Annotated in this window: 7 protein-coding genes and 1 pseudogene; 2 read left to right on the top strand and 6 right to left on the bottom strand. The window is 63.3% G+C overall.

Annotated features, from left to right (window positions below; translation table 11 throughout):
• Nucleotides 1-111: pseudogene (locus A2I95_RS25080) on the top strand (SDR family NAD(P)-dependent oxidoreductase); the annotation flags it as partial.
• A 3-nt stretch (nt 112-114) separates the two neighbouring features.
• Nucleotides 115-435 (top strand): hypothetical protein, encoded by a 321-nt coding sequence (locus A2I95_RS25075; protein ID WP_291734291.1) that lies wholly within the window; start codon nt 115-117, stop codon nt 433-435.
• Nucleotides 436-516: 81 nt separating this feature from the next.
• On the opposite strand, the gene dxs is transcribed toward A2I95_RS25075, so the two are convergent.
• The 6 genes from dxs to A2I95_RS25045 form a co-directional block, all read right to left on the bottom strand.
• Nucleotides 517-2445, bottom strand: coding sequence for a 1-deoxy-D-xylulose-5-phosphate synthase (gene dxs / locus A2I95_RS25070; RefSeq protein ID WP_291734289.1), 1929 nt, complete (start codon nt 2443-2445; stop codon nt 517-519).
• A 52-nt stretch (nt 2446-2497) separates the two neighbouring features.
• Entirely contained in the window at nt 2498-3382 is an 885-nt protein-coding gene (locus A2I95_RS25065; RefSeq protein WP_291734287.1) for a polyprenyl synthetase family protein, read from the bottom strand.
• A 3-nt stretch (nt 3383-3385) separates the two neighbouring features.
• Nucleotides 3386-3628 carry an exodeoxyribonuclease VII small subunit gene (locus tag A2I95_RS25060; protein WP_291734284.1) on the bottom strand — a complete coding sequence of 81 codons (243 nt, stop codon included), beginning with the start codon at nt 3626-3628 and terminating at the stop codon, nt 3386-3388.
• Nucleotides 3625-4551, bottom strand: a complete 927-nt coding sequence (locus tag A2I95_RS25055) for a histone deacetylase family protein (protein ID WP_291734281.1) — start codon at nt 4549-4551, stop codon at nt 3625-3627. The genes A2I95_RS25060 and A2I95_RS25055 overlap by 4 nt, the downstream gene beginning before the upstream one ends.
• 130 nt (nt 4552-4681) lie before the next feature.
• Nucleotides 4682-5383 carry a response regulator gene (locus A2I95_RS25050; RefSeq protein WP_291734278.1) on the bottom strand — a complete coding sequence of 234 codons (702 nt, stop codon included), beginning with the start codon at nt 5381-5383 and terminating at the stop codon, nt 4682-4684.
• Nucleotides 5384-5388: 5 nt separating this feature from the next.
• The gene (locus A2I95_RS25045) at nt 5389-5892 is read right to left on the bottom strand and encodes a MarR family transcriptional regulator (RefSeq protein WP_291734276.1); all 504 of its coding nucleotides are present in this window, start codon (nt 5890-5892) and stop codon (nt 5389-5391) included.
• Between the last annotated feature and the right edge of the window lie 24 nt (nt 5893-5916).

Raw genomic sequence — 5916 nt, 5'->3', positions numbered from 1 at the left:
GAGCTGGGGGTGGAGCTGTTCTACCCCACCTACCGCGAGGGTCTACGGGCGGTTCTGGAGGCCGAGGACATGGAGAGCTTTGTGCCGCCTGCGGAGCCGCCGGGGGTTTAGGGTTTGGGCATTTTGCATCTAGTCTTTGTGCTGTTGAACTTCCGGACGCTCGGGCGGCTTTATGCGCGGATCAACCGGCAGTACCCTGGTGTTGTTGACCAGCTTTGGGAACAGCAATCTATTGCACGTAAGCTCGATGTTGTGTTTGGTTTTGCTGTGTTTGCCAAGCGGGCGATGCTGATGAATTTCGCTGTTATGAATCCGGAAAAGCTGCCTGTTTACCTGCTGGGCGATGATCAGGTCGCAGCGCTGGTCCGCAAGCTGAACAAGGGGATGACAGCGGGTGCCTACAGGTTTTTCTGCGTCGCAACCGGATATAGGTAGCACAAGGCAAATTCAGCTCAGGTGAGCTTGCCAAATACCAGCGCGCCGTATGGAACAGGAGAAGAGAGGAGAGGCGGGGCGTTAAGCTCGCTTCTCACCAATTGTCGCGACGCCCAGCACCTCCAGCACCTTGGCTTCGATCTGCGGCGCGTTCATTGCGGCCACTTCATACATATCCGCAGGGCTGGCCTGGTCGATGAACGTATCGGGCAGCACCATCGAGCGGTACTTTAGGCCGCTGTCGAACACGCCTTCCTCGGCCAGCAGCTGTGCGACATGGGAGCCGAAACCGCCCACCGCGCCTTCCTCGATGGTGATCAGCGCCTCGTGATCCGCAGCCAGCTGCAGGATCAGATCGCGGTCGAGCGGCTTGGCAAAGCGGGCGTCAGCAATTGTCGGCGTGATGCCCTTGGCGGCCAATGCTTCGGCGGCCTTTTTGACCTCACCCAAACGGGTGCCGAAGGACAGCAGCGCCACGCGTTTGCCGTCCTGGATCATCCGGCCTTTGCCGATTTCCAGCACTTCCGGGGTTTCAGGCATCTCGACGCCTTCACCCTCGCCGCGGGGATAACGGAAGGCGATAGGGCCGTCGTCATGGGCAGCGGCAGTGGCGATCATATGGGCCAGCTCGGCCTCGTCGGCGGCGGCCATCACCACCATGCCGGGCAGGTTTGCCATATAGCCAATGTCGAAACTGCCTGCGTGGGTGGCACCATCGGCGCCCACCAGGCCCGCGCGGTCAATTGCAAAGCGGACGGCCAAGCGCTGGATCGCCACGTCATGCACTACCTGATCATAACCGCGCTGCAGGAAAGTGGAGTACATCGCGCAAAACGGCTTCATGCCGCCTGCCGCAAGGGCGGCGGCAAAGGTCACGCCGTGCTGTTCGGCGATGCCCACGTCAAAGGTGCGCGAGGGGTAGCGTTCTGCCATCAGATTCAGACCGGTGCCGTCGGGCATCGCCGCGGTCACGGCGCAGATCTTGTCGTCCGCGGCTGCGAGCTTCACCAGTTCATTGCCGAACACCGAAGTATAGGAGGGCGCGTTGGAGGGCGCCTTTTTCTGCTCCCCCGTCACCATGTCGAATTTTGCGGTGGCGTGGCCCTTGTCGCGGGCAGCCTCGGCCGGGGCATAGCCCTTGCCCTTTTTGGTCAGCACATGGATCAGGATCGGGCCGGTGGCGCGGGCCTTGACCGTGCGCAGCACCGGCAGCAGCTGGTCCATGTCATGCCCGTCGATGGGACCGAGGTAGGAAAACCCCAAGGCTTCGAACAGAGTGCCGCCGACGGCCATGCCCTTGAGCATGTCCTTGGCCCGTTTGGCGCCTTCGCGGAAAGGTTCGGGCAGCAGCGAGACGGCCCCCTTGGCCGCCGCTTTCAGCTCCTGGAAAGGCTCGCCGGCATAAAGCCGCGACAAGTAGGAAGACAGCGCGCCAACCGGCGGGGCGATCGACATTTCGTTGTCGTTCAGGATGACGATCAGCCGCTTGCCCAGGTGGCCTGCGTTGTTCATCGCCTCAAACGCCATGCCCGCAGACATCGAACCGTCGCCGATCACCGCGATGGCGTCGCCGTTGCCCTCGGGGATTACACCGCCCAGATCGCGCGCCACGGCAAAACCAAGCGCGGCGCTGATCGAGGTGGAACTATGGGCGGCGCCAAACGGGTCATAGGGCGACTCGGAACGTTTGGTGAAACCGCTGAGTCCCTCCTTCATCCGCAGGGTGCGGATGCGGTCGCGACGCCCGGTCAGGATCTTATGCGGGTAGCACTGGTGGGAGACGTCCCAGATCACCTTGTCGCGCGGAGTGTCAAAGACTGCGTGCAGGGCGGTGGTCAGTTCCACCACACCCAGGCCTGCGCCCAGATGGCCGCCGGTGACGGAGACGGCCGCAATGGTTTCCTGCCGCAGTTCCTGCGCCACTTGCACCAGTTGCGCATCCGTCAGCCCCTTCAGATCCGCGGGGCGGGTAATCTGGTCCAGAAGCGGGGTCTTGGGCCGGTCGGACATGGTGTCTCCTTGGGCTGCGCCGGGCAGGGGTGCCGGGGCGTGGCGCGCGGGGTTAGCTGTCGCGCGCAATAACGAAACGCGCGGCTTCCTTCAAGGTTGCTGCATCCTCACCATAAGGCGACAGCGCGGTGCAGGCCTCGTCGCACAAAGACTGTGCGCGGGCTTTTGCCTCTGCCAGACCAAGCAGCGAGACAAAGGTTGCCTTGCCGGCATCGGCATCCTTGCGAACGGCTTTGCCGACCTTGGCGGCATCGCCTTCCACATCCAGGATGTCGTCGGCGATCTGGAAGGCAAGACCAAGGGCGCGTGCGTATTGCCGCAGCGGTAACGTATCATCGCCCGCCAGCACCGCGCCGGCAGTGGCGGACCATTCGATCAGGCAGCCGGTTTTGCGGCCCTGCAGCCTGGTGATCTGCTCCAGCGTCAGCGGCGCGTCGGCGGTCTCTGCCGCAATGTCCAGCATCTGGCCCGACACCATGCCGTCTTTGCCAGAGGACTGCGCCAGGCCGCGGATCAGGGTCAGGGCGTGGGGGCCAGCCTTGGTGTCTGCCAGCAGCTCAAAGGCAAAGGCCTGCAGGCTGTCGCCGGCAAGAACCGCCATCGCCTCATCCCATTTCTTGTGCACAGTAGGCTGGCCGCGGCGCAGACCGTCATCGTCCATGCATGGCAGGTCGTCATGTACCAGCGAATAAGCGTGGATGCATTCAATAGCGAGCGCTGCCTCAAGGGCAGCTTCAGCCGGGACACCGTGCAGACGGCTGCTTTCCAGCACCAGAAAGCCGCGCAGCATCTTGCCGCCGGTGATGGCGTAGCGCATCGCGGTGTGCAGCTCGTCGCTGCCTGCCAGCCGCATTTCCATATGTGCGGTGATGCTGGCCTGTGCGTTCTTCAATGCATCTGCAAAGGGGCGCGTTCGGGCGTCTGCTGCGACGGTCATGGCTTAGCCGGCATCCAGCGGCTGGGTGCCCTTGGGGGCGCCGTTGGAGTCCAGAGTGATGGCGGCGACCTTTTCCTCGGCGCGTTTCAGCTCATCCTCACAGCGTTTCTTCAGCGCGGCACCGCGCTCGTAAAGCGCGATCGAGGCATCCAGCGCCACGTCGCCGCGCTCCAGCTGGTCCACCACGCCTTCCAGCTCACGCATCGCCTGTTCAAAGCTCATCTGGTCTACGGGGGTCTCAGTCATGCCGGTGCCTTTATCAATTCTTCCACATGTGCGCGCGTTGCCGCGGCCAGCGCGTTCAGATCATATCCGCCCTCCAAAGTCGAGACGATACGGGCGCCACAGAGTTCGCTTGCGAGGTTGCAGAGTTCGGCGGTGATCCAGGCGAAATCCGCGGTTGCCCAGTTCAGGCTGGCCAGCGGGTCGTCCTGATGGGCGTCAAAGCCGGCCGAGATGATGATCAGCTCCGGTTTGAAGGCGCGCAGGCGGGGGAAGGCCTGGGTTTCATAGGCTGCCTGCATTTCCGCCCGGCCCGAACCCGGTGCCAGTGGCATGTTGAGGATATTGCCATGGGCGCCGTCTTCATCCGGGCGGCCGGAGCCGGGCCAGAGCGGCATCTGCTGGCTGGTGATCACCAGCGCGCGCGCCTCGTCCCACAGCAGATCCTGGGTGCCATTGCCGTGATGCACGTCGAAATCCACCACCGCAACGCGGCTGAGGCCGTGATGATCCAGCGCATGTTTGGCCGCCAGTGCTGCATTGCCGAACAGGCAGAATCCCATCGCGGTATCGGTTTCGGCATGATGTCCTGGCGGGCGCACCGCGGCAAAGGCGTTCTGCACCTCGCCGCCCAGCACCATATCCACGCCGCGCACCACGGCACCAGCCGCGCGGAAGGCGGCATCCAGTGAGCCAGGAGACATGAATGTGTCGCCGTCAATCTGTGCCCAGCCTTCAGCAGGCGAGGCTTTGCGCAGGTTCGACAGGTATCCGGCAGGGTGGATACGCAGAATATCGTCTTCGGCGGCCATCGGTGCTGTGACGCGTTTCAGGTCAAGCGGTTCCAGCGCCTGCAGGATATGTTCCAGCCGCGCCAACTGTTCCGGATGCCCGTCCGGTGTCACGTGGTTCAGGCAATCCGCGTGGGTGATCAGGGCGGTTGTCATGGCGCGTGTCCTCCTGCGGCCGGGTTTGGCGCGACCCTAGGGGGCAGCGGCGCTGCGCGGCAAGGGGAATCCCGGGGCTCTGCCCCGGACCCCGGGATATTTCTGGCAAGAGGAAGAGGCGCGGTACGCTTTAGTCGGGTGCCAGCATATAGCCCGCGCCGCGTACCGTCTGCAGGTATTGCGGCTGTTTCGGGTTCGGCTCGATCTTGCGGCGCAGACGGGTGATCTGCACGTCCACCGCGCGTTCCTGCGCCTGGCCGCGGTCGCGGCCCAGATCCTCGACCAGCTTGGTGCGGGAGACCGGCTCGCCGGGCTGGGCCGAGAAGATCCTCATCAACTGGCTTTCGGTGCCGGTGAGGCGGATCAGCTCATCCCCCTGCCACATTTCACCGCGTTCGATGTCATAGCGGATGGCACCCAGATGCAGCACTTTGGGCGCACTTTCCTGTGCAACCGTGTCCGGCATCCGCCGCAGGATTGCGTTGACACGCAGCAGCAGCTCTTTGGGTTCAAAGGGTTTCGGCAGGTAGTCATCCGCGCCAGCTTCCAGCCCCGCAATCCTGTCCTCAGTTTCGCCCTTGGCGGTCAGCAGCAGGATCGGTGTGGACATGGTTTCGCGCAAGGAAGTTGTCAGCGAGATACCGTCCTCGCCGGGCATCATCACATCCATGACGATCAGGTCGAAATCCAAGCCCGCCAGCACCCGGCGGGCATGGGCCGCGTCGCGCGCTGCGGTGACCAGAAAGCCGGAGCGCATCAGGAATTTCTTCAAAAGCCCGCGGATGCGTTCGTCGTCGTCAATGATCAGCAGATGGGCGTCATGCATGCTCATACGCCTTAATCCCGCAACTTGGCATAGGCACGGCGCATATCCGCATCCATCATTGCCTCAAGCACCTTTTTGAAGCCTTGCACCGCCTCGGGGCCGGCATCTTTGTAGGCGGCGCGCATCCGGGCGCGCTGTGCGTCTGACAGCGTGGCTTCCAGCGCCGCGCCCTGATCGGTCAGGTACAGATGCCGCTCGCGCTTATCCAGCTCACCCACCTTGCTGATCACCAAACCGTCGCCGATCAATGTGCGCAGCACCCGGTTCAGCGACTGTTTGGTCACGCCCAGAATGCTGAGAAGGTTGTTCACCGTCGTTCCCGGTGAGCGGTTGATAAAGTGGACCGCCCGGTGATGCGCCCGGCCATAGGACAATTCCGCCAGAATCCGGTCCGGATCGGCGGTAAAGCCGCGGTAGGCAAAAAACATTGCCTCGATCCCCTGGCGCAGCTGCTCATCCGTCAGAAACAGCAGGCTTTCGCCGCCGTATCCCTGCCCTGTCCGGCCTTCAGGCATTCGGTGCCCCCTCGTCTGTATTAC

The organism is Leisingera sp. F5, from assembly GCF_001593695.1.
The sequence above is the reverse complement of the archived record's forward strand: the minus strand, read 5'-3'. Positions and strand labels throughout refer to the sequence as shown.

What these genes read in the sequence shown, in the direction of transcription:
- dxs (WP_291734289.1), bottom strand. Translation starts at nt 2,445, where the DNA reads ATGTCCGACCGGCCCAAGACCCCGCTTCTGGACCAGATTACCCGCCCC.
- A2I95_RS25065 (WP_291734287.1), bottom strand. Translation starts at nt 3,382, where the DNA reads ATGACCGTCGCAGCAGACGCCCGAACGCGCCCCTTTGCAGATGCATTG.
- A2I95_RS25060 (WP_291734284.1), bottom strand. Translation starts at nt 3,628, where the DNA reads ATGACTGAGACCCCCGTAGACCAGATGAGCTTTGAACAGGCGATGCGT.
- A2I95_RS25055 (WP_291734281.1), bottom strand. Translation starts at nt 4,551, where the DNA reads ATGACAACCGCCCTGATCACCCACGCGGATTGCCTGAACCACGTGACA.
- A2I95_RS25050 (WP_291734278.1), bottom strand. Translation starts at nt 5,383, where the DNA reads ATGAGCATGCATGACGCCCATCTGCTGATCATTGACGACGACGAACGC.
- A2I95_RS25045 (WP_291734276.1), bottom strand. Translation starts at nt 5,892, where the DNA reads ATGCCTGAAGGCCGGACAGGGCAGGGATACGGCGGCGAAAGCCTGCTG.